Annotated in this window: 2 protein-coding genes; both read left to right on the top strand. The window is 72.3% G+C overall.

From position 1 onward, the window contains the following. Nucleotides 1–159: 159 nt before the first annotated feature. Nucleotides 160–23,370 carry a non-ribosomal peptide synthase/polyketide synthase gene (locus tag ACFVBH_RS19635; protein ID WP_379003142.1) on the top strand — a complete coding sequence of 7,737 codons (23,211 nt, stop codon included), beginning with the start codon at nucleotides 160–162 and terminating at the stop codon, nucleotides 23,368–23,370. Continuing rightward, nucleotides 23,367–23,597 carry an MbtH family protein gene (locus tag ACFVBH_RS19630; RefSeq protein WP_354988419.1) on the top strand — a complete coding sequence of 77 codons (231 nt, stop codon included), beginning with the start codon at nucleotides 23,367–23,369 and terminating at the stop codon, nucleotides 23,595–23,597. The genes ACFVBH_RS19635 and ACFVBH_RS19630 overlap by 4 nt, the downstream gene beginning before the upstream one ends.

Genomic DNA, 23,597 nt, shown 5'->3' with positions numbered 1-23,597 from the left:
TTTCGAAAGGAACCAATCCGGACGCTCGGTCTGAACGAACTCCATCATCGAGCGTTGCAGAAAATTTGCTGCCACTGGTTGCGGCGCTCACCGTGTTCACAGCGGTTGTTCTGCTTCCCGGGAAATGTCCAGATTCCTATCGGTGATTGGAGTGTTCAGATGACCGCCTTGGCCCTGGATCCGGCAGGTCGTGACGCATCGGAAATCATGGTTTCGTTCCCGCTGTCAGCAGCGCAGACCGGTATTTGGAACGCTCAGCACATCGCCCCGGACGTACCGCTGACGGTGGCGCAGTACGTGGAGATTCGCGGCGACTTCGATTGCGCGCGCCTCGAGACGGCTTTGCGTCGATGTGCTACGGATTTGCAGAGCCCCTGGCTCCGGATCGTGGAGGTCGAGGGCAATCCTCGCCAGTTGGTCGGACCGGACGAACCGGTCGAGATCCCGCGGCACGACTTCCGCTCGTGCGACGATCCCCGGGCCGCCGCCATGGTCTGGATGCGCCAGGACGCCGCGGTCCCGATTCCGCTGCTGGGTGATCGTCTGTTCAGCACCGCCGTGCTGCGCACCGGCGATCACGAATACCTGTGGTTCGCCAAGATGCACCACATCGCCATCGACGGCTACGGCGCCATGTTGCTGGTGGCCCGGATCGCCGAGCACTACAACGCCCTCACCGACGGCACGGCCCCGAGCCCGTCGACCGCGCACGACGTGCACTCCATCTACGAGTCCGAGCGCGCCTACCGCGAATCGGCCGCCTTCACCGAGGATCAGCGCTTCTGGCGGGGCAGGCTCGGCGCCCTGGACTCGATCTTCAGTCTGAGCGATCGCTACGGCGCTGCCGAGGCCGAGCGCTGGGTCGAGGGCGGGGTGCTCGCCCCCGCGTGCGCGGCGGCGCTGGACGCGGTTCGCGAGCGTTTCGCCGCGTCCCGCCCGGCCCTGCTGACCGCGGGTGTCGCCGCCTACCTGGCAGCGGTCACCGGCCGCTCGCAGGTCTCGCTGAGCCTGCCGGTCACCGCCCGCACCACGCCCGAGCTACGCATGTCCGCGGGATACGTCTCCAATGTGGTTCCGCTGTCCTTCGATATCGCCGCCGGCGCCACGGTCGCGGATCTGGTGGGCGCGGTGGACCCGAGCATTCGCGACGCGCTGCGTCACCAGCGCTACCGGCACGAGGACATGCAGCGTGACCTGGGCGCGGGCGGCGAGCACCGCGGCTTCTTCGGCCCGGTCGTCAATATCATGCTGTTCCACAACGGCATTCGCTTCGGCGACGCCGAGGCCACGATGCACCTGCTGTCCACCGGGCCGGTGGAGGACCTGTCGATCAACATCTACAACGGGTCCGGCGACGGCGGCCTGCACGTGGACTTCATGGGCAATCCGGCGCGCTACACCGCCGCCGAACTGGCCGCGCACCACGGGCGCTTCCTGGCGTTCCTGACCGAATTCCTCACCAGCGCACCCGAATCCGAACTGGACGCGCTGCCGGTACTCGGTGCGCGCGAACGGGAGCTGGTGCTGCGGGAGTGGGCCGTGCCCCCCGCGCCCGCGCCCGCCCCCGCGCGCACCCTGACCGACCTCTTCGACGCCGCGGTCACCGCGCACGGCGCCGCGACCGCGCTGTCCTGCGATGGCGTCACCCTGACCTACCGCGAGCTGGACGCGCGCGCCAACCGCCTCGCCCGCGCACTGGTGCGCTACGGCGCCGGACCCGAAACGCTGGTGGCCGTGGCGCTGCCGCGCTCGGCCGAGCTGGTCGTCGCGCTGCTCGCGGTGATCAAGTCCGGTGCGGGTTACCTGCCGGTCGATCCGGACTACCCCGCCGACCGCATCGCCTACATGCTCGCCGACGCCCGTCCGGTCTGCGCGATCTCCGACGCGACCCTGCCGATCACCCTGCCCGCCGAATTGCCGGTGCTGCACGCGGAATTCGGCGCTGACGGCGCGGAGTGCGCCCCGCTCACCGACGCCGATCGCCTGGCCCCACTCACCCCGGCCAACATCGCGTACGTCATCTACACCTCCGGCTCCACCGGCCGGCCCAAGGGCGTGCAGATCCCGCACGCGAACGTCGCGACGCTGTTCCGGAACACGCACGGCGACTTCGGCTTCGGGCCGCAGGACGTGTGGACGCTGTTCCACTCGTACGCGTTCGACTTCTCGGTCTGGGAGCTGTGGGGACCACTGCTGTACGGCGGCACCCTGGTCGTGGTGGATTACGAGACCTCGCGGTCGCCCGCGGATCTGCTGGCCCTGCTGCGCCGCGAACGCGTGACCGTCCTGAACCAGACCCCGTCGGCGTTCGCCCAGCTGGTCGAGGCCGACCGCGCCGCGGCCACCCTCGATCCGGAGCAGTCGCCACTGGCGTTGCGCTACATCATATTCGGCGGCGAGGCGCTCGAGCCGCGGAGACTGACCGAATGGTACCGCCGGCACCGCGACGACGCGCCCCGGCTGATCAACATGTACGGCATCACCGAGACCACCGTGCACGTCACCCTGCGCGCCCTGGACCGCGAAGCGGCGGCGACCGGCGGCGGCGGGATCGGCCGCGCCATTCCGGGCCTGGGCACCTACGTGCTCGATCGCCGGTTGCGCCCCGCGCCGCCGGGGGTGGCGGGGGAGATCTACGTCTCGGGCGAGCAACTGGCCCGCGGCTACCTCGGGCAGCGCCCGCTGACCGCGGCGCGTTTCGTGGCGAACCCGTTCGGCGCACCGGGCACCCGGCTCTACCGTTCGGGTGACCTCGGACGCTGGACTCCCACCGGGGAATTCGAGTACCTGGGCCGCGCCGACGACCAGGTGAAGGTGCGCGGTTTCCGCATCGAACTCGGCGAGATCGAAGCCGCCGTGCTGGCCCAGGACGCGGTCGGCCAGGTCGCGATCATCGTGCGCACCGACGACGCGGGCGAATCGAGCATCGTCGCCTACGTGGTGCCCGCGACCGCGGGCACGCTCGACATCGCGGTCCTGCGCGCGGGCGTGGCCCTGCGCCTGCCCGACTACATGGTGCCCGCGGCCTGGGTCGTGCTGGACGCCATTCCGCTGACCAGCAACGGCAAGCTCGATCGGCGCGCGCTGCCCGAGCCGGTCGCGGCGACCGTGACCTACCGCGCGCCGGTGACCGCGGCCGAACGCGCGGTGGCCGCGGTGCTGGCCGAGGTGCTCGAGATCGAGCGCGCCGGCCTCGACGACGGCTTCTTCGCCCTGGGCGGCAATTCGCTCAGCGCGACCCGGGTTGCCGCGCGGATCGGCGCGGAACTCGCTGTCTCGGTACCGGTTCGGCTCGTGCTCGAGGAGAGCACCGTCGCCGGGCTGGCCGCTCGCGTGGCGACCCTGCTGCCGGAATCGGGCGCTGCGGCGCTGACCGCGGGACCGCGCCCGGCGCGCATTCCGCTGTCCCCGGCCCAGCAGCGCCTGTGGTTCATCAACCGCTTCGATCCCGAGGCGTACACCTACAACATCCCGTTCACGCTGAGCATGCGCGGCGAGCTGGACGTGGCGGCGCTGCGGTCCGCGCTCACCGACCTGGTGGCCAGGCACGAGCCGCTGCGCACCGTGTTCCCGGACGGGCCGCACGGCCCGCACCAGATGATCCAGCCCGCCGCGAGCATCGACCTGCCGGTGCTCGAGGTGTCCGCCGCCGACCTCGGCGAGCGGCTGCGCGCGATCGCCGCCCAGGGCTTCGATCTCGTGCGCGAGAGCGCGCTGCGCGTGCGCCTGCTGCGCACGAACCCGCGAGAGCATGTGCTGGCCATCGTGATTCATCACATCGCCGCCGACGGGTGGTCCCTTGCTCCGCTGCTGGCCGACCTCGGTGCGGCGTACGCGGACCGGCGCGCGGGCCGGACACCGGTGCTGCCGCCATTGGCGGTGCAGTACGCGGACTACAGCCTGTGGCAGACCGCCACGCTCGGCGACCTCGCGGATCCGGCCAGCGTCGCGGCCGGCGAATTGGCCTTCTGGCGCGCCGAATTGGCGGATCTGCCGGATGAGCTGTCGCTGCCCTACGACCGCCCGCGCCCGGCGACGCAGTCCTTCCGCGGCGCGAAACTGGACCTGGCCGTCCCCGCACCGGTGCACGCGGAGCTGCTGCGCCTGGCCCGCGCGCACGACGCCACCCTGTTCATGGCCGTGCACGCGGCATTCTCGGTCCTGCTGGCCCGCCTGTCCGGCGGCGCCGACGTCGCCGTCGGCACCCCGGTGGCCGGGCGCGGCGAAGCCGAACTCGACGCGCTCATCGGCATGTTCGTCAACACCGTGGTCTTCCGCTCGCGGCCCGAGCTCGGCGAGTCCTTCACCGATCTGCTCGTCCGGCAGCGGCCGCTGGACCTGGCGGCCTTCGCTCACACCCGGTTGCCCTTCGAGCGCCTGGTCGAGGTGCTGAACCCGGTGCGCTCCACCGCCCGTCACCCCCTGGTGCAGGTCGGGCTCTCCTTCCAGAACCTCGGCCGAATCGGGGTCGCGCTGCCCGGACTCGAGGTCACCGGCAGTGCCATCGAAACCGGTGTGGCACAGTTCGATCTGCAGCTCGTGCTCACCGACCGGTACGACGAATCCGGCGCGCCCGCCGGGATCGACGGCCATTTCGTCTATGCCACCGATCTTTTCGACGAGCGCACGGTCGCCGGCTTCGCCGAGCGGTTCACCCGTTTGCTCACCGACGCGGTCGCCCGGCCGCAGGCCGCCCTCGGCGATCTGGACCTGCTCGAGCCTGCCGAGCGCCGGCGGATCCTGCACGACTGGAACAGCACCGCGCACGCCCTGGACACCCGCCAGACCCTGGCCTCGCTGTTCGCCGCCCAGGCCGCCCGCACCCCGTCGGCGGTGGCGCTCGTCGCGGACACCGCGAACGGGCCCGAGACCCTGACCTATCGCGAATTCTCCGAGCGCGTCAATCGTCTCGCCCGGCATCTGATCTCGCTCGGCGTCGGTCCCGAGACCCCGGTCGCGCTGGCCCTGCGCCGCTCGGCCGAGCTCATGATCGGCATGTACGCGGTGGCGGTCAGCGGCGGCGTCTACGTGCCGATCGATCCGGACCAGCCCGCCGATCGCCTGGAGCACATCCTGGCCACCGCGGCACCGCGCTGCGTCCTGAGCACGCGAGCGGACGCCGCGGGCCTGCCGCCGGTCGAGGCGCCGGTGCTGGCGATCGACGCCCTGGATCTGTCCGCGGTGCCGCCGTACCCGGTGCTGGACGGCGAGCGGCGCACGCCGCTGCGCCCGGACCACACCGCCTACGTCATCTTCACCTCCGGATCCACCGGGCGGCCCAAGGGCGTGGCCCTGCCGCATCGCGCGGTGGTGAACCAATTGCTCTGGAAGCAGGACGCTTTCGGACTCGACGGCGACGACACCGTCTTGCTCAAGACCGCGGCGACCTTCGATCTGTCGGTGTGGGAGTTCTACTCCGGCATGCTGGTCGGCGGCCGGACGGTCATCGCGGCCCCGGACGGTCATCGCGATCCGGCGTATCTCGGCGCCCTGATCGGCGAGCGGCGCGTCTCGGTGCTGCACCTGGTGCCCTCCATGCTCACCGCGTTGATGTCCGGGCCGCGTGCGGAACTGCCCGCCACGGTGCGCCTGGTGCTCGCCATCGGCGAGGCGCTGCCCGCCGCGGTCGCCCAGCGCTTCCGCGACGCCAATCCGCACATCCAGCTGTGGAACCTGTACGGCCCCACCGAGGCCGCGGTGTCGGTGACCGCGCACCGTGTGGGCGACGCCGACACCGGCGCGGTCCCCATCGGCAAGCCCGAATGGAACACCCGCGTGTACGTCCTGGACGCCCGGCTGCGGCCGGTGCCCGCGGGCGTGGTGGGTGAGCTGTACCTGGCGGGAATCCAGTTGGCGCACGGCTATATCGGCCGCGGGGTGCTGACCGCCGAGCGTTTCGTCCCGGACCCGCACGCCGTGAGCGCCGGCGAACGCATGTACCGCACCGGCGATCTCGCGGCGTGGAACGCCGACGGTGCGCTGGAGTACCACGGGCGCACCGACTTCCAGGTCAAGGTGCGCGGGTTTCGCATCGAGCTCGGCGATATCGAGGCCGCACTGCTGGCGCAGGACGGCATCGAGGCCGCGGTCGTGGTCGCCCGCGCCGACGGCGCGCGCGGCGATCAGCTCGTCGCGTATCTCGCGCCCGTGCCCGGGCGCACGATCGCGGCGGACGTGGTGCGCGCGGCTCTCATGGCCGCGGTACCGGCGTACATGGTCCCGGCCGCGATCATGGTGCTGCCCGCGCTGCCGATGACCGCCACCGGCAAGGTCGATCGCCGCGCCCTGCCCGAACCGGTCTTCGCGGTCGCCGCCTACCGCGCGCCCGGCACCCCCGCCGAGCACACCGTGGCCGGGATCTTCGCCGAGGTGCTCGGGGTGGATCGGGTCGGGCTGGACGACGACTTCTTCGCCGCCGGCGGCAATTCGCTGCTGGCCACCAAGGTCGCCGCCCGGCTGGACGCGGCCCTGGGGGTGCGCGTGGAGGTGCGCGCGCTGTTCGAGGCGCCGACCGTCGGAGCGCTGGCCACCCTGCTCGCGGGCACGGGCGCCGCCGGTGAGCGTCCGGTGCTGGGCGCCGCGGCGCGGCCCGCCCGCGTGCCGCTGTCCCCGGCCCAGCAGCGCCTGTGGTTCCTGAACCGCTTCGACACCGATTCCGGGGCGTACAACGTCTCGGTCGGTCTGCGCATGCGCGGCCCGCTCGAGGCCGAGGCGCTGGGGCAGGCGCTGGCCGACGTCGTGGCTCGGCACGAGGTGCTGCGCACCCTGTTCCCGGAGGACGCGGACGGCCCGCACCAGGTGGTGCTGCCGGTCCAGGAAACCGTGGTGCCCTTCGCACACCTCGTCGCGCACGCGGACACCGGCGCGGGAACGAACTCGGCCGAAGCCGACGCCCGCGACTTCGCCGGCGCCGGTTTCGATCTCACCGCGCAGCTGCCGATTCGAGCGGCCCTGATCCGGGTCTCCGATCAGGATCACCTGCTCGTGATGGTCGTGCACCACATCGCCGCCGACGGCTGGTCGCTGACACCGCTGGCGGGGGATCTGGCAGCGGCCTACGCCGCCCGCCGGGCGGGCGCGGCGCCGGACTGGACACCGCTGCCGGTGCAGTACGCGGATTACAGTGTGTGGCAGCGCGAATCGCTCGGGAGCGAGGACGACGACCGGAGCCCGGCGGCCCGCCAGCTCGCGTACTGGCGCGAGCGGCTCGCGGATCTGCCCGAATGCCTGGAACTTCCGGTCGACCGCCCGCGCCCGGCGGTGGCCTCTCAGCGCGGTGACACCCTGCGCACGCACCTGGACGCCGATCTGCACGCGGCGCTGCACGCCCTGGCGCAGCGGTCCGGGGTCAGCGTGTTCATGGTGCTGCACGCGGCGCTGGCGACCCTGCTGTCCCGCCTGGCCGCCACGTCCGATGTGGCGGTGGGCACCCCGATCGCGGGCCGGGCGGACACCCGCCTCGATCGGCTCGTCGGCATGTTCGTCGGCACCCTGGTGCTGCGGACCGAGGTCGCCGCGGACCGCAGCTTCGCGGCGCTGCTGGACACGGTGCGCGAAGGTGATCTCGATGCGTTCGCGCACGCCGAGCTGCCCTTCGAACGCCTGGTGGAGGTGCTCGAGCCGGTCCGCTCCCCGGCACATCACCCGCTGTTCCAGGTCATGCTGTCGGTGCACAGCGCGGTGCCCGAGACGGTGCCGTTGCCCGGCCTGGACACCACCGCCGCGGCCATCTCGGCCGGGGTGGCGCGCTGGGACCTCGAGTTCACCCTCGTCGAAAAGCGTTCCGCGCAGGGCGCTCCCGCCGGTGTCGACCTCGAACTGACCTATGCCACCGACCTGTTCGAGGCCGCCTCGGCCCGGCGTCTGGTCGAACGCTTCATCCGGATCCTGACCGCCGCCGCGGCCGCGCCCGACACCCTGGTCGGGGAGTTGCCGCTGCTGTCCGGCGCGGAGATCGCCGCGCTGACACCGGTCCGCGGCGAGCCGGCCGCACCGGTGAGTTCGCTGCCGGAGATCTTCACCGCCGCGGCCGCCATCGATCCCAACGCCATCGCCGTGCGCCTGGGCACCCACGAGCTGACCTACGCCGAACTCGACCGCCGGTCGAACCGGCTCGCCCGGCTGCTCATCGAACGCGGTGTCGGACCGGAATCCGTTGTGGCGCTCGCCATCGCGCGCTCCATCGAATCGGTGACCGTGACCGTGGCCGTCGCCAAGACCGGCGCGGCCTTCCTGCCGGTCGATCCCGCGTACCCGCGCCCGCGCCAGGAGCACATGCTCACCGATTCCGGTGCGCGCTTCGGCCTGACCACGACGGCGCATCGCGAGGACCTGCCCGCCGCGGGCGTGACGTGGCTGGCCCTGGACGACCGGGCGATCGTGAGCGCGCTGTCCGGGCTGTCCAGCGCGCCGATCACCGACGCCGATCGCACCCGCCCACTGCGGATTTCGCAGCTGGCCTACCTCATCTACACCTCCGGCTCGACCGGCGTCCCCAAGGGCGTGGCGGTCACGCACGCGGGCATCGCGAACTTCACCCGCACCATGGCGGACCGGTTCGGCGTCGTCTCCGGTTCGCGCACACTGCATTTCGCCTCGCCGAGTTTCGACGCCTCAATCCTGGAACTGCTGTTGACCTGGGGCGCGGGCGCGACCATGGTGATCGCCCCGCCGCAGATCTACGGCGGTGAGGAACTGGCCGAACTGCTCGAGCACGAAGGGGTGACGCACGCCTTCCTCACCCCGGTCGCGGTGGCCGGGCTCGGCGCGGGCGGGCGCACGCTGCCCGCGCTGCGCGGGCTCGTCGTCGGCGGCGACGCGGTCGGCCCGGAACTGCTCGACCGCTGGGCGGTGGACCGCGCGCTGTTCAACGCCTACGGACCGTCCGAAGCGACCGTGGCGGTGGCGATCTCCCACGCGCTGACCCCGGACCGGCAGGTGGTGCTGGGCGGGCCGATTCGCGGCACCGGCCTCGCGGTGCTGGATCGCAGGCTGCGCCCGGTCCCGGTCGGCGTCGCCGGTGAGCTCTACATCGGCGGCGCGGGTGTCGCGCGCGGCTACCTGTCGCGCCCGAGCCTGACCGCGTCCCGCTTCGTCGCCGACCCCTACGGGGCCGCCGGGGACCGCATGTACCGCACCGGCGATCTGGTGCGCTGGACCGCCGAGGGCGAACTGGTCTTCCTCGGCCGCGGCGACGACCAGGTCAAGGTGCGCGGCTTCCGCATCGAACTCGGCGAGATCACCGCGGCCGTGGCGGCCGCCGGGGCGGTCGGCTTCGCGCACACCGAGGTCCGCACGGATACCGCCGGTCGCGCGCACGTGGTGACCTACGTGCTGCCCGAGGAGTCCGGGACGCTGGACGTGCGCGCCCTGCGCACGGCCCTGGGCGCTCGCCTGCCCGCGCACATGGTGCCCTCGGCGATCGTGGCGCTGGACTCGATTCCGTTGTCGCCCAGTGGCAAACTCGATCGCAAGGCCCTGCCGGAACCGGTCTGGGACCTCGGGGTCGCGGGCCGCGAGCCCGCGACCCCCACCGAGGCCCTGGTGGCCGCCGAGATGGCCCGCATGCTCGATCGCGAACGCGTGGCCGCGGATCACAGCTTCTTCGAATTGGGCGGCAACTCGCTCTCCGCGACCCAGCTGGTCTCCCGGCTCGCGGTCGCCAGCGGGCATCGGCTCGCGGTCAAGGAGGTCTTCGAGCATCCGACCCCCGAGGGGCTGGCCCGGCTGCTGGAGGCGGCCGCGGGCGCGCCGGAGTCGACCCGGCCCCGGCTCGCCGGGACCCGGCGCCCGGCCCGGGTGCCGCTGTCCTCGGCGCAGCGGCGGCTGTGGTTCCTGAACCAGCTCGACACCGATTCCGGCGCGTACAACATCCCGGTGGCGCTGTGGCTGCGCGGTGCGCTGGACGAGTCCGCGCTGCGCGCCGCGCTCACCGATGTGCTCGCCCGGCACGAGATTCTGCGCACCCTGTACCCGCAGGACGAGCAGGGACCGCATCAGGTCGTGGTTCCGGTCGAAGAGGTGCCGCTGAGCCTGACCGTGCTGCGGGCCTCGGCGCTGGAGGTCGACTCGCACGTCGCGGCGGCGGCCGAACAGGGCTTCGACCTGACCACCGAGCTGCCGGTGCGCATGGATCTGGTGCGCACCGGGAACGAGGAGTACGCGCTCGCGCTCATCGTGCACCACATCGCCATGGACGGCTGGTCGCTCGCGCCGCTGGCCGCCGACCTGAGCGCCGCCTACGCCGCGCGGCACGCGGGGCGCGCGCCCCAGTGGGCCCCGCTGCCGGTGCAGTACGCGGATTTCGCGGTCTGGCACGAGACCCTGGTCGGCAGTGAGGACGATCCGGAAAGCGTTGCCGCACAAGAACTCAAGTACTGGCGATCGCGCCTGGCCGCCCTGCCGGACTGCCTGGAACTGCCCGCGGATCGCCCGCGCCCGGTCGTGGCCACCCACGGCGGCGGTTCGGTGCGCACCCGGGTCGAGGCCGACCTGCACGCCGGTGTCACCGCGCTCGCGCGCAGGCACGACGTCAGCGAGTTCATGGTGCTGCACGCCGTGCTCGCGGTGCTGCTGTCCCGGCTGGCCGGCACCGGCGACATCGCCGTCGGCACGGCCATCGCCGGCCGCACCGAGCCCGAATTGGAAGCGCTCATCGGCGCTTTCGTCGGCACGCTGGTGCTGCGCACCGAGGTCGAGCCCGCCGCCACGTTCGGCGAACTGCTCGCCACCGTGCGCGACACCGATCTGGCGGCGTTCGCGCACGCCGATCTGCCGTTCGAACGGCTGGTGGAAGAGCTGAATCCGGTGCGCTCGACCGCACACCACCCGCTGTTCCAGGTGAGTCTGTCGGTCGACAACTTCCCGGCGCCGTCCATCGGGCTGCCCGGACTCGACCTGTCCGTGCACCGCGTCGATCCGACCGTCGCGAAGTTCGATCTGCAGTTCGCCTTCACCGCGGCACCGCCGGCCGCCGGCGACGCGGGCGCGCCCGGGCTGGATCTGTGCCTGACCTACGCGACGGACCTGTTCGACGAGACCACGGCGGTGGAACTGAGCCTGCGGTTCCTGCGCCTGCTCGGCTCGGCGATCGCCGAACCCGACGCGGCCGTGGGCGATCTGGAGCTGCTCGATCCCGAGCAGGTGTGCGCCCTGGCTCCCGTCCGGGGCCCGGCCGCCGGCGAATTCCGCACCCTGCCCGAGCTTTTCGCCCGCGCGGCGGCCGAACCGGCCCGCACCGCGCTGCTCACCCCGACCGGCGCGCTCACCTACGGCGCACTCGACGAATGGTCGAACCGGCTGGCGCGCACCCTGATCGCGGAGGGCGTCGGTCCCGGCGACGTGGTGGCGCTGGGGATGGGCCGCTCGATGGAATCGGTCGTCGCCACGGTGGCCGTGGCCAAGACCGGCGCGGCCTACCTGCCGGTCGACGTGCGCCATCCGGCCGACCGCATCCGGCACATGCTCACCGACTCCGGCGCCCGCCTGGGCCTGACCACCGCCGCGGACAGCACCCGGCTGCCCGCCGACCTCGACCTGCGCTGGCTGCCGGTGGAGGACTCGGGTGAATTGTCCACGGCCGTCACCGATTCGGACCGGGTCCGCCCGCTCTCGATCGACGACATCGCCTACGTCATCTACACCTCGGGCTCCACCGGCGTCCCCAAGGGCGTCGCGGTGCCCCATCGCGGTCTGGCGGCCTTCGCGGCCGAACAGCGCGAACGCTACGACGTGCGATCCGACAGCCGCACCCTGCATTTCGCTTCACCGAGCTTCGACGCCTCGGTGCTGGAACTGCTGCTGGCCTGGGGCGCGGGCGCGACCATGGTGGTCGCCTCGGCCGAGATCTTCGGCGGGGACGAACTGGCCGGGCTGCTCGAGACCGAAGGCGTCACGCACGCCTTCATCACCCCGGCCGCGCTGGCCGACATCGACACCGCGCGCTGGCCGCTGCCCGCGCTGGGCTGCCTCGTCGTGGGCGGCGAGGCGGTCGGCGCGGACCTGGTGGCCCGCTGGGCCGCCGGGCGCGCGATGTTCAACGCCTACGGCCCGTCCGAAGCCACCGTGGCCCCGGTCATCTCCGACGCCCTCGTTCCGGATCAGCCGGTGCTGCTGGGCCGCGCCATTCGCGGTGCGGCGCTGGCGGTGCTCGACGCGCGCATGCGCCCGGTGCCGATCGGGGTGGCGGGTGAGCTCTACGTCGCGGGCGCGGGCCTGGCCCGCGGCTACGTCGATCGCAACGGCCTGACCGCGGCGCGGTTCGTGGCCAACCCCTACGCGGCGACGCCGGGCGAGCGTATGTACCGCACCGGTGACGTGGTGCGCTGGACCGACGGCGGCACCCTGGTGTTCGTCGGCCGCGGCGACGACCAGGTGAAGATTCGCGGCTTCCGCGTCGAACTCGGCGAGATCAGCGCGGCCGTGGCCGAGCTGGATGGAATCCGCTTCTCACACACCGAGATCCGGCACGACGATGCCGGAACCCCGCGCATCGTCAGCTATATCGCGGGCACGGGGTCGCTGGACGCGGCGACCGTGCGCGCCCACGCGGCCGGACGCCTGCCCGGGTACATGGTGCCCACGGCGGTCGTGGTGCTCGACGCGATTCCGCTCTCGCCCAGCGGCAAACTGGATCGCCGCGCCCTGCCCGCGCCGGTCTGGGAACTGGCGCAGGGCCGCGAACCGTCCACCCCCAGTGAGATTCTGGTGGCCACGGCCATGGCCGAGGTGGTCGGGCGCGAGCAGGTCTGCGCCGATCACGATTTCTTCGAGCTCGGCGGCACCTCGCTCTCGGCGACCCGCCTGGTCGCCCAGCTGGCCGCCGCGACCGGACGCCAGCTCGGCGTGCGCGCGGTCTTCGAGCACCCGACACCCGAACAGCTGGCGCAGGTGGTCGACGAACTGCTGGCCCGGGATTCGGATGTGCCGGAGCTGACCCGCGGGCACCGCCCCGGCCGGATCCCGCTGTCCCCGGCGCAGCAGCGCCTGTGGTTCCTGAACCGCTTCGACACCGATTCGGGCGCCTACAACATTCCGGTGGCGCTGCGTTTGCGCGGGCCGCTGGACGAGGACGCGCTCCGGTCGGCGCTGCTGGACGTGGTGCAGCGGCACGAGGCGCTGCGCACTCTCTTCCCACAGGACGCCGACGGACCGCATCAGCTGGTGCTGCCGCTGGATCGCTCCGCCGAAACGCCGACCGGCGCAACGGTTCCGGGTGAGAGCCCCCGGGGCCCGGCGCGCACGGCGCGCTTCGCCATGCCGGTGACCGCGCTGCCCGGCGACGCGATCGCCGAGCACCTGAACGCGGCGGCCGCCCGCGGTTTCGATCTGGCGACCGAACTCCCGCTGCGCGCGGAACTGCTGCGGGTCGCCGCCGACGATCACGTGCTCGTCGTGGTCGTGCACCACATCGCCGCCGACGGCGGATCCACCGCACCGCTGGCGGGCGATCTGGCGACCGCGTACGCCGCCCGCCGGCGCGGCCAGGCCCCGGACTGGGCCGAATTGCCGGTGCAGTACGCCGATTTCAGCCTGTGGCAGCAGGCGATCCTGGGCGAGGAGGCCGATCCCGAGAGCAGGGCCGCCCGGCAGCTCGCCTACTGGACCGAGCGCCTGGCCGGGGTGCCGGACGTGCTCGAACTGCCCGCCGACCGCCCGCGCCCGGCCGTTCGCACCCAGGTCGGGGCCTCGGTCTCGGCCCGGCTCGAGGGCTCCTCGCACGCCGCGCTCACCCGCCTGGCTCGCGACAACAACGTGAGTCTGTTCATGGTGCTGCACAGCGTGCTCGCGGTGCTGCTGGCCCGGCTCGCAGGGGCCGGCGAGGTCACCGTCGGCACCCCGATCTCCGGCCGTGCCGACGCCCGGCTGCATCCCCTGATCGGCATGTTCGCCGGCACCCTGGTGCTGCGGACCGAGGTCGATCGCGCGACCCGTTTCACCGAACTGCTGGCCGCGGTGCGCGAGCACGACCTGAACGCGTTCGCGCACGCCGACATTCCCTTCGAGCGCCTGGTGGAGGCGGTGGACCCGGCGCGCTCCACCGCGCACCACCCGCTGTTCCAGGTCATGCTGTCGGTGCACGACGTGGTGCCCGAACTGCCGCACCTGGACGACGTGGTGATCCGCGTCGAGGACATCGCCCTCGAGATCGCCAAGTTCGACCTGCAGTTCACCTTCACCGAATCCCATACCGCACAGGGCGATCCGGACGGCATCGACATCCGCCTGACCTATGCCACGGACATCTTCGACGCGGACACCGCGGCACAGCTCTGCGCCCGTTTCGTCCAGCTCCTGGCCGGGGTCAGCGGCCGCCCGCACATCGCGGTCGGCGATATCGACCTGCTCTCGGTCGCCGAGCGCGCGGCCTCGGCGCCCGCGCGCGGTGTCACCGGCCCGGTGCCGGCCACCCTGCCCGAGATCTTCACCGCCGCCACCGCCGCCCGCGCCGCCACCGCCGTGGTATCGGATTCGGGCTCGATCAGTTACGGCGAACTCGACGAGCGGTCCAACCGTGTCGCGCGGGCGCTGATCGCGCGCGGTGTCGGTCCCGGCGACACCATCGCGGTGGGCCTGCCGCGATCGCTGGACTCGGTGCTGGCCGCGGTCGCGGTCACCAAGTCCGGTGCGACCCTGGCCCCGGTCGACCTGCGCTACCCGGCCGACCGCATCGCCCACATGCTCACCGATTCCGGTGCGCGCCTGGGCATCACCACCGCGGAGAATCTCGGCGCGCTGTCCACCGAGCTGACCTGGCTCACGCTGGCGGAGCTGGAAGCGGGCGAATCCGCCGCGCCCATCGCCGATTCCGAGCGGATCCGCTCGCTGGGCCTGGACTACGTCGCGTACCTGATCTACACCTCGGGCTCGACCGGCAAGCCCAAGGGCGTCGCGGTCACCCATCGCGGCCTGGCCGGCTTCGCCGCCGAACAGCGGGACCGATTCCGCATCGACTCCGACAGCCGCACCCTGCATTTCGCCTCGCCCAGTTTCGACGCCTCGATCCTGGAACTGCTGCTGGCCTGGTGCGCGGGCGCGACCGTGGTGCTCGCCGCGCCCGATGTGTACGGCGGCGACGAACTCGCCACGCTGATCGAGCGCGAGCGCGTGACCCACGCGTTCATCACACCCGCCGCGCTGGCGAGCATCGACAAGCGGCGCTGGCCGCTGCCGTCCCTGCGCAGCCTGTGCGCGGGCGGCGAGGCCGTCGGCCCGGAACTGCTGGCGCGCTGGGCCGATGACCGCTCCATGTTCGTCGGCTACGGCCCGACCGAGACCACTATCATGAGCGTGATCTCCGATCCGATCGGCGGGGCCGACCCGGTGGTGCTCGGCGGCCCGATTCGCGGTACCACCGTGGTCGTGCTGGACGAGCGGCTGCGGCCCGTGCCGCCGGGGGTCTCCGGCGATCTCTACATCGGCGGTGACGGCCTGGCCCGCGGCTACCACGAGCGGCCGGGCCTGACCGCGCACCGGTTCGTCAGCAATCCGTTCGCCGCGATTCCGGGTGAGCGCATGTACCGCACCGGTGACATCGTGCGCTGGACCCGTTCGGGCGTGCTGGCCTTCGTCGGCCGCAGCGACGATCAGGTCAAGCTGCGCGGTTTCCGCGTGGAACTGGGCGAGATCACCACGGTGGTCTCGGACAGCCCGCGAATTCGCTTCGCGCACACCGAGGTCCGCAAGGACGCGGCCGGACGGCAGGCGATCGTGTGCTTCGTCGTGTCCGACGACGACCCGCTCGACACGGCCGCGCTGCGCGCGGGCGTCGCCGAACGACTGCCCGTGCACATGGTGCCCGCGGTGTTCGTGCCGCTGGCCGCGATTCCGCTCTCGCCCAACGGCAAACTGGATCGGCGCGCACTGCCCGAACCGGTCTGGGAGGCCGCGGCGCAGGGCCGGGCGGCGCAAACGCCCAACGAGAAGCTGGTCGCGCAGGTCATGGCCGAGGTGCTCGGGCACGAGTCCGTGTCCGCCGATCACGGCTTCTTCGACCTCGGCGGCAATTCGCTCTCGGCCACCCAGCTGGTGGCGCGCCTGAGCGCGGCGAGCGGGGTGCAACTGGCCGTCCGCGCCATCTTCGAGCATCCGACGCCTGCCGAATTGGCGCTGCTGCTCGATGATTCGGCCGGAGCGGCCACCGGCCGGCTCGCGCTGTCGGCGGGACCGCGCCCGGCGCGGGTGCCGCTGTCGCTCGCACAGCAGCGCCTGTGGTTCCTGAACCGCTTCGACCCGGGTTCGGCGGCCTACAACATTCCGCTCGGGCTGCGCCTGAACGGGCAGCTGGACGCGGACGTGCTGCGGCAGGCGGTCGCGGACGTGGTCGCCCGGCACGAGGTGCTGCGCACGCTGTTCCCGGAGGACGCCGAGGGCCCGCACCAGGTGGTGCTGGGCGCGGACGCGGCCACGCTGCCGTTCGCGCGCATCGTGTCGAGCCCGCAGTCCGTGCTCACCGACGCCTTCGATGTCGCGGCGGCGGGATTCGATCTGGCCGTGGAGATTCCGATCCGCGCGGCGCTGTTGCGCGTCGGCGAGGACGAGCACGTGCTGGTCGTGGTGATCCATCACATCGCCGCGGACGGCTGGTCGCTCACCCCGCTGGCCGGCGATCTGGTCGCCGCGTACGGGGCACGCAGCACCGGCGCCGCGCCGCAGTGGCGCGAATTGCCGGTGCAGTACGCCGATTTCAGCATCTGGCAGCGTGAACTGCTGGGCGCCGAGAACGATTCCGAGAGCCTGACCTCGCGCCAGCTCGCCTACTGGACCGAACGCCTGGCGGATCTGCCCGAATGCCTGGAGCTGCCCGCGGATCGCCCGCGCCCGGTGGTGGCCTCCCATCGCGGCGGGTCCACCTCGGCCCGGATCGAGGCCGATCTGCACGCCCGCCTCACCGAGGCGGCTCGCGACCACGACGCCAGCGTGTTCATGGTGCTGCACGCGGTGCTGGCGGTGCTCATCGCGCGGACCAGCGGCACCGGCGACATCGCCATCGGCACGGCGGTGGCCGGGCGCGGCGACGCCGCGCTGGACGAGCTCATCGGCATGTTCGTCGGAACCCTGGTGCTGCGCACCAGGATCGACGGCGGCGCCAGTTTCGATCAGGTGCTCGATTCGGTCCGCGAGGCCGATCTCGACGCCATGGCCAACGCCGAGCTGCCGTTCGAGCGTCTGGTCGAGGTGCTCAACCCGGTCCGCTCGACCGCGCACCACCCGCTGTTCCAGGTGAGCCTGTCGCTCACCAACATGGGCGTGCCGACCGTGCGCCTGCCCGAGGTCACCGTGGCCGGGTTCCCGGTCGATCCGGGCCTGGTCAAGTGCGATCTGCAGTTCACCTTCTCCGAGACGCACACCGCGAGCGGCGCGCCGGACGGCATCGAGATGACGCTGTCCTACGCGACCGACCTGTTCGACGCCGCCACCGCGGATCGGATGAGCCGGCGCTACGTGCGGCTGCTGGCGGGCCTGCTGGCCGAGCCCGCGGCCGCGGTCGGCGACGCCGACATGCTCTCGGCCTGGGAGCGTTCGGTGCTCGCGCCCGCGCGGGGTGCGCGGGCGGCGAGCTCGATCACGCTGATCGAGCTGTTCGAGCGGGCCGTGACGCCCGGCCACCCCGCGATCGTGGCGGGGGAGCGGACGCTGACCTACGACGAGCTCGACGCCTGGACGAATCGACTGGCGCGCAAGCTCATCGGGCGCGGGGTCGGCCCGGGCGACGTGGTCGCGCTGGGCCTGGCCCGCTCGGTGGAGTCGGTGGCCGGATCACTGGCCATCGCCAAGACCGGCGCGGCGTTCCTGCCGGTGGACATCCGCCATCCGCTGGATCGCATCCGGCACATGCTCACCGACTCCGCGGTGCGCTTCGGTCTCACCGTGCCCGGCGATCAGGCCGCGCTGCCGGGCGACCTGGGCATCGAGTGGATGCTGGTGGACGACGCGGCCGCCGTGGCGGAACTCTCCGCTGCGCCGGTCACCGACGCCGAGCGCCGCCGCACCCCGCGCCTGGACGATCTGGCGTACCTGATCTACACCTCGGGCTCCACCGGCCTGCCCAAGGGCGTCGCGGTCACCCACCGCGGTCTGCTCAATTGCGCGGAGGTGCAACGGGTCCGGTTCGATGTCGACCGTTCCTCGCACACCATGCACCTGGCCTCGCCGAGCTTCGACGTGGCGGTGCTGGAACTGCTGCTGGCCTGGTGCGGCGGCGCGACCATGGTCATCGTCCCGATCGACGTGTACGGCGGCGACGACCTGGCCGAGCTCATCGACAATGCCGGGGTGACGCACGTGGTCATCACCCCGGCCGCGCTGGCCAGCATGGACGCCGACCGGTGGCCGCTGCCGAGCCTGCGCACGCTCATCGTCGGCGGCGAGGCGTTCGATCAGGAACTGGTGCAGCAGTGGGCCCGCGGCCGGGACATGGTCAACGGCTACGGACCCTCCGAGGCGACCATCGCCACCAGCTTCTCCGAGCCCATGCACCCGGATCGGCCCATCGTGCTGGGCCGGCCCATGCGCGGGGTCAGCGCCGTGGTGCTCGACGCGCGCATGCGGCCGGTGCCGCCGGGCTCGGTCGGCGAACTCTACGTCGGCGGAATCGGTTTGGCGCGCGGCTACCAGCACCGCCCGGCCCTGACCGCCGAGCGGTTCGTGGCCAACCCGTTCGGGGAATCCGGTGAGCGGCTGTACCGCACCGGCGATCTGGTGCGCTGGAACGCCGACGGCGAACTGATCTTCGCCGGGCGCGCCGACCACCAGGTCAAGGTGCGCGGCTTCCGCATCGAACTGGGCGAGATCTCGGCGGTCGTCGCGGCGTGCGACGGAATCCGTTTCGCGCACACCGAGGTTCGCAAGGACGACGGCGGCCGCGCGCATATCGTGTGCTACGCCGTCGCGCTCGAGGGCGAGACGGTCGACCCGCGCACACTGCACGACGTCACCGCCCAGCGCCTGCCCGCGCACATGGTGCCCTCGGCCTTCCTGATGCTGGAGTCGATTCCGCTCTCGCCCAACGGCAAGCTGGACCGCCGGGCGCTGCCGGAGCCGTCGTTCACCGTCTCCGACACCGGCCGGGCGCCGCGCACCGCGGGGGAGAAGCTGGTGGCCGCGGCGATGGCCGAGGTCGTCGGCCGCGAGACGGTGTGCGCGGACCACAATTTCTTCGAGCTGGGCGGGAACTCGCTCTCGGCAACGCAATTGGTGGCCCGCATCGCCGCGGCGTCCGGGTGCAGGCTCGAGGTGCGCGCGGTGTTCGAGCAGCCGACCCCGGAGAAGCTGGGCGCGGTGCTCGAGCGCGCCCTGGCCGCGGGCGGCGGCGACCGGCCGGCGCTGGTGGCCCGGACCCGGCCCGCGCGGATTCCGCTGTCCCCGGCGCAGCAGCGCCTGTGGCTGCTCAACCGGTTCGACACCGCCTCCGGCGCGTACAACATCCCGTTCGTGCTGCGCCTGCGCGGTCCGCTGGACGCGGCCGCGCTGAGCCTGGCCGTCGCCGATGTGGTGGCCCGGCACGAGGTGCTGCACAGCGTGTTCCCCGCCGACGGCACGGGACCGCACCAGGTCGTGTTGCCGGTGGCCGACCCCGCGCTCACGGTGCCGGTCACCGAGTTGTCCGACACCGCCGCCGCGCAGTTCGCCCGCACCTTCCTGACCGCGGGCTTCGATGTGACACAGCAGATTCCGGTGCGCGCGGCGATCGTGCGGGTGAGCGCGGACGAGCACGTGCTGCTGCTGGTCATGCATCACATCGCGGCGGACGGCGCCTCGGCCGCGCCGCTGGCGGGAGATCTCGTGGCGGCCTACACCGCGCGTGCGGCGCATCGGGACCCGGCGTGGCTGCCGCTTCCGGTGCAGTACGCCGATTTCAGCCTGTGGCAGCACGAGGTGCTGGGCAGCGACACCGATCCGGACAGCTCGGCCGCGCGCCAGCTCGCCTACTGGACCGAGAAGCTCGCCGACCTGCCGGACTGCCTGACCCTGCCGATGGATCGGCCGCGCCCGGCGGTGCCGTCCCAGCACGGCGCCTCGGTGTACGCGCGGATCGACGCCGATCTGCACGACGAGCTGAACGAACTGGCGCGCTGGCACGGCGTCAGCGTGTTCATGGTGTTGCACGCGGTGCTGGCCGTGCTGCTCGGCCGCCTCGGCAGCACCGGCGACGTCGTGATCGGCACGCCGATCGGCGGGCGCGTGGATCCGCGCCTGGACGCGCTGGTCGGCATGTTCGTCGGCACCCTGGTCCTGCGCACACCGGTGTCGAACTCCGGCTCGTTCGCCGAATTGCTCGACACCGTGCGCGAAACCGATCTCGACGCCTTCGCCCACGCCGACATCCCGTTCGAGCGGCTGGTGGAAGCGCTCGACCCGGCGCGCTCGGCGGCGCATCACCCGCTGTTCCAGGTCATGCTGTCGGTGCACAACGCGGTGCCGGGGCTGCCGGCGCTGGGTGAGGTCGTGGCCACGGCGGAGGACCCGGGCTTCGAGGTGGCCAAGTTCGATCTGCAGTTCACGCTGACCGAAACCCATACCCCGCACGGGGCTCCGGACGGCATCGAGCTGTGCGTGACCTACGCGACCGATCTGTTCGACGCCGAGAGCGCGGAACTGCTGTGCGGCCGATTCGTTCGGGTGCTGGCGGCCGCGGTCGCGGACACCTCCATCGCGGTGGGGGATCTGGAACTGCTCGATCCGGCCGAAACCCGCGCGCTGGTACCGGTATTCGGCGCCGAGTCGCGGGGCGCGATCACCTTCCCGGAGGTCTTCGCCGCGGCGATGGCGGCCGCCCCGCGCGCGGTCGCGGTGCGCGATCGTGAGATCCAGATGAGCTACGAGCAGCTCGACCGCTCCACCAACCGGCTCGCCCGGGCGCTGCTCGCGCGCGGGGTGGGACCGGAGACGATTGTGGCGCTGAGCATTCCGCGCTCGGTCGAGGCGGTGCGGGCCATGCTCGCGGTACTCAAGACCGGTGCCGCGTTCGTGCCGGTGGATCCGGCCTATCCGGCGCTGCGCAAGGAACACATGCTCACCGACTCGCAGGTGCGCATCGGAATCACGGTCACGCGCTGCCGGGCCGAGCTGCCCGACGGGCCGCAGTGGGAGGCGCTGGACGATCCGTCCTTCGCCGCCGAGACCCGTCTCTACTCGAGCGCGGAGCTGTCGGCGAGCGATCTGCATCGTGCGGCGCACCTGGCGAATCCGGCGTATCTGATCTACACCTCGGGTTCCACCGGCCTGCCCAAGGGCGTCAGCGTCACCCACGCGGGCATCTCCGACTTCGCGGCGGAGCTGGCCGAGCGCGGCGGGGTCACCACGGGCTCGCGGGTGCTGCACTTCGCCTCGCCCAGTTTCGACGCCGCGATTCTCGAGGTGCTGCTCGCGCTCGGCGCGGCGGCGACCCTGGTGCTGGCCGACGCGGGCGTGCTCGGCGGCGCCGAACTGCGCGAGCTGCTGCACTCCGAGCGGATCACCCACGCCTTCGTCACCCCGGCGGCGCTGGCCACGGTCGAACCGGCCGGGCTGGAGGAGCTCGAGATGATCATGGTCGGCGGTGATCGCACCGGGCCCGAACTGGTGGATCGCTGGACCATGAGCGCACCGCAGCGCACCATGCTCAACGCCTACGGCCCGTCCGAGGCCACGGTGGCGGCGACCATCAGTTCGCCGCTGCGGCCCGGAGCGCCCATCACCATCGGCGGGCCGCTGCGCGGGTTCGGGCTCGCCGTGCTCGACACCCGGCTGCGGCCGGTGCCGGTCGGGGTGCCCGGCGAGCTCTACCTGGCCGGGCCCGCGCTCGCGCGGGGCTATCACCGGCGGGCCGCGCTCACCTCGGAACGGTTCGTGGCCAACCCCTTCGGGCGACCCGGCACGCGCATGTACCGGACCGGCGATCTGGTGCGCTGGCTGGCGCGCCCGGCCGGGCTCGAGCTCGAATACCTCGGGCGCGGTGACCATCAGGTCAAGATCCGGGGGTTCCGCATCGAGTTCGGTGAGATCGACGCCGCGCTGGTCTCGTTCCCGGGTGTGCGCGCCGCGACCACCATCGGGTACGACACCGCTTCCGGCGCCACGATTCTGGCGGCCTACGTGTGCGCCGACGCGGCGCTGATCGTGGCCGATCTGCGCCGGCACGTGGCGGCGCGGGTGCCGGGATACATGGTGCCGCAGGCGATCACGCTGATCGAGACATTGCCGCTCACCCCCGCGGGCAAACTGGATCGGGCCGCGCTGCCCGAACCCGAGCTGCTGGCCGGGGCGCCCTACCGCGCGCCCGGCACCTACACCGAGGAACTGGTCTGCGCGGCCTTCGCCGCGGTCCTGGGACCGGCCGCGGTGGGCGTGGACGACAATTTCTTCGAGCTGGGCGGAAACTCGCTGCTGGCAACGCGATTGGTGACCGAGATCCGGGACCGGACCGGGGCGGACCTGCCCATGCAGGCGCTGTTCCTGGATCCGACACCGGCCGGTATCGCGGCCCGGGTCACCGAGCCGGGTACGGGCACGGGCATCGAGGCGGCGCTGTTGCCGCTGTTGCCGATTCGGCCGCAGGGCACGCTGGCTCCGCTGTTCTGCGTGCACTCGGCCAGCGGCGTCGCCTGGAGCTACACCGGGCTGCTGCCGCACCTCGAGCCCGAGCGTCCGCTCTACGGTCTGCAGCTGCCGCAGCTGACCGAGGACAACACCGGACTGGACACGATCGAACAGCTGGCCGGACGCTATCTGCGCGAGCTGCGAACCGTGCAGCCGCAGGGCCCGTACCACCTGCTGGGCTGGTCGCTGGGCGGGCTGATCGCGTACGAGATGGCCGCGCAATTGCAGGCGGAGGGAGAGCGGGTGGCGGTGCTCGCGCTGCTGGACAGCCGGATTCTGGCCGGCGAGCCGGAGGTCGCCGATCCCAGCGCCGGGGAACTGCTCGCGGCGCTGCTCGGTGATTCGAGCCTGGCCGCCGAGCACGTGTCCGCGGCGCGGGCGGCGGAACTGCTGCACGAACAGCAGGGTCCGTTCGGCGCGCTGGACGCCACCCAGGTCGAACGGCTCTACGCGGGCTACCTGGCCGGCACGAGCATGGCCTACCGCTACGAGCCCGGCCGGTACGACGGCGAGCTGGTGTACTTCACCGCCACGGTGCAGGACACGCCCCCGGTGGACCGCCCGGCCCCGCCGGTACCCGGCACCGGGCCGTGGCGGCCCATCGTCGGCGGGGAGATCCACGAGCATTTCCTGCCCTGCTCGCACGTGGACATGGGCTCTCCCCGGGCCCTCGACCGAATCGGCCCGATCCTGCGCCGGCATCTGGCCGAATCCGACGGCCGCACAGAGGTTTCCACCACCGGCGCCACCGGGCGCCGGTCCACCACGAACACCGGAAGGGACAGCGCATGAGCGAGACCAATCCATTCGACAACGAGGACGGTCGTTTCGCCGTCCTGGTCAATGCCGAAGGCCAGCATTCCCTGTGGCCCGACTTCGCCCCCGTCCCCGACGGCTGGCAGTCGGTCCACGAGGGCGACCGCGCCGCCTGCCTGGCCTACGTGGAACAGCACTGGACCGACATGCGCCCCAACAGCTTGATCGCCGCGATGGCCGCCGACCCGGTCCCCGCCCGGTGA

It is taken from the genome of Nocardia sp. NPDC057668, from assembly GCF_042799795.1.
Lineage (GTDB): Bacteria > Actinomycetota > Actinomycetes > Mycobacteriales > Mycobacteriaceae > Nocardia.
This window is presented reverse-complemented; position numbering and strand designations above follow the sequence as displayed.

Excerpts from the sequence above, each read along its gene's own strand:
- ACFVBH_RS19635 (WP_379003142.1), top strand. The coding sequence starts at position 160 with ATGACCGCCTTGGCCCTGGATCCGGCAGGTCGTGACGCATCGGAAATC.
- ACFVBH_RS19630 (WP_354988419.1), top strand. The coding sequence starts at position 23,367 with ATGAGCGAGACCAATCCATTCGACAACGAGGACGGTCGTTTCGCCGTC.